Source organism: uncultured Thiodictyon sp. (assembly GCF_903828115.1).
In the GTDB taxonomy this organism is placed as follows: Bacteria; Pseudomonadota; Gammaproteobacteria; order Chromatiales; family Chromatiaceae; genus Thiodictyon.
In genome coordinates this window covers 1-2217 of the sequence record NZ_CAIKKU010000885.1, presented here as the reverse complement: position 1 = coordinate 2217, position 2217 = coordinate 1, and the positions used below count along the sequence as shown (strand labels likewise).

3 protein-coding genes are annotated in these 2217 nt (G+C 67.8%); all 3 read left to right on the top strand.

The genetic code is table 11. The features are described 5' to 3' along the window. Positions 1-152: 152 nt before the first annotated feature. Complete coding sequence (locus tag QZY48_RS33440) at positions 153-1139, top strand: oleate hydratase (RefSeq protein WP_295438930.1); 987 nt, start codon at positions 153-155, stop codon at positions 1137-1139. Then, positions 1036-1944: a zinc-binding alcohol dehydrogenase gene (locus QZY48_RS33435; RefSeq protein WP_295438928.1), complete on the top strand. Its 909-nt coding sequence runs from the start codon at positions 1036-1038 to the stop codon at positions 1942-1944. The genes QZY48_RS33440 and QZY48_RS33435 overlap by 104 nt, the downstream gene beginning before the upstream one ends. A 12-nt stretch (positions 1945-1956) precedes the next feature. Further along, positions 1957-2217 (top strand): 6-carboxytetrahydropterin synthase (locus QZY48_RS33430; RefSeq protein ID WP_295438926.1); only part of this gene is annotated, 261 nt, incomplete at its 3' end.

Here is a 2217-nt window from a genome sequence, read left to right as displayed (position 1 = left end):
CTGCTCGCCAGCGTGATTGAAACCTGTCGCCAGCGCGGCCAGGTGCCGTGGCCCTATCTGGCCGGCGTGATCGCTGAGCGCCGCGCCGGTCGCGCGGCCGCTCCGCTGCCGGCTCCAATGCCGGGTCTCTGAACGGCTACGAACCGTGAAGAATGCAGAAGCAGGGCGTGAACGTCCACTACAACTGCAGGATTTCAGACGTCGACTTCAAGATCGACTCCGGCGGCAAGGAGAGGTGGATTGAGCGCATCCACCTCGAGACCGAGGGTGGCGAGCCCAAGCCCTCCATCCAGGTGCGCGACACCGACCTCGTCTTCCTGACTATCGGCTCCATCATCAGCAATGCCTCGTTCGGCGCCCACGACCGCCCGGTGGACAAGCCCGCGGTCGGCAGCCAGAACCTTGGCGGAGCCTGGACGCTGTGGAAGAAGATCGCCGCCCGGCAACCCGACTTCGGCCGCCCCGACCAGTTCCTGCGCGACATCTCGCAGTCCAGGATGATGACCTTCACCGTCACCTTCCGCGGAGGATTATTCCAGCGCAAGTTCGAGTGGTTAGTGGAGCGCCAGATGGGTCGCCAGAGCCCGCTGCCCATCACCGCCTCCCCGTGGATCATGCACCTGCACACCTACCGCCAGCCCTTGTTCCCCGACCAGCCCCGCGATATGTGCGTCATCTGGGTGACGGCGCTGCGGGACAACAACATCGGAGTACAGCGTGCTGGGCGCGATCCATGCGGTCAAGAAGTTCGTCAAGCCGTCGCTGGTGGTCCCGCCAATGTACTTCGGGCAGTACCACCCGCTTACGTGCATTTCGGTTGCGCGTGCTTTATTCCGCTAGGTGTCCTCAGCCAGGCGGATAAGGGGTTCGAGGCGCAGCGTTCGATCGGTCCCATCGCTGATTTCGATTTTCATTATGACCGCTCAACGACAGACAGGACCCACCAGCTCACCCGCTGGACTGACGCCGCCCCCGGGACAGGCCAGCGCCTTCTGGGTGACCGAGCCCGGCCGTGGCGAGCTGCGCCGCGAACCCTTGCCGGACCCCGCCCCTGGGGATGCCCTGGTGCGCACCCTCTACAGCGGCATCAGCCGCGGGACCGAGTCCCTGGTATTTCGCGGCGAGGTACCGCCGAGTGAGTACCAGACCATGCGCGCGCCGTTCCAAGTCGGCGACTTTCCCGGGCCGGTCAAGTACGGTTACTGCAGCGTCGGCGTGGTGGAGGAAGGCCCCGCGCACCTGCTGGGGCGGACGGTCTTCTGCCTGCATCCGCACCAGACCCGCTACCGGGTCCCGGCGGCGGCGCTCCACCTCCTACCGGAACAGGTACCGACGGGGCGCGCGGTGCTCGCCGCGAACCTGGAAACCGCGGTCAACGGGCTCTGGGACGCCAGCCCCCGTCTCGGGGAGCGTATCGCCGTCATCGGTGCCGGCACCCTCGGCTGCCTGGTCGCCTGGCTGGCGGGACGCATCCCCGGCTGTCAGGTCGAGCTGATCGACCTGAACCCCCGGCGTGCCCCCATCGCCGCCGCCCTCGGGGTCGGGTTTGCGGGGCCGCCGGAGGCGACCCCCGACGCGGACCTGGTCATCCACACCAGCGGCGCCCCGGCAGGTCTGGCGCAGGGCCTGCGGCTCGCGGGATTCGAGGCGACCGTGCTGGAGTTGAGTTGGTACGGAACGCGCGAGGTCCCACTCCCACTGGGCCAGGGTTTCCACCAGCGCCGACTGACCATCCGCTCGTCCCAGGTCGGCAGCGTCGCCACCGCCCAGCGGGCGCGTTGGGACCATCGCCGGCGCATGGCGCTGGCCCTGTCGCTGCTGGCGGCCCCGGTCCTCGATCGGCTGATCACCGGCGAGGACGCCTTCGACGACCTCCCGGCGGTCCAGGCGCGCCTGGCTCGCGACCCCGGAGACACCCTGATGCACCGCATCCGCTACTCATAGAGGACGATCCCCATGTACAGCCTGTGCGTACGCGATCACGTCATGATCGCCCATAGCCTCCGCGGTGAGGTCTTCGGCCCGGCCCAGCGGCTCCACGGCGCTACCTATGTGGTGGACCTGGAACTGCGCCGACCGGAACTGGACCAGGACAACCTGGTGGTCGATATCGGCCTCGCCAGCCAAGCCCTGCGCGCGGTCCTGGCGACCTTCGACTACCGCAACCTGGACGAGCACCCGGATCTTCGGGGCCAGAACACCACCACCGAATTCATG

What these genes read in the sequence shown, in the direction of transcription:
- QZY48_RS33440 (WP_295438930.1), top strand. Translation starts at nt 153, where the DNA reads ATGCAGAAGCAGGGCGTGAACGTCCACTACAACTGCAGGATTTCAGAC.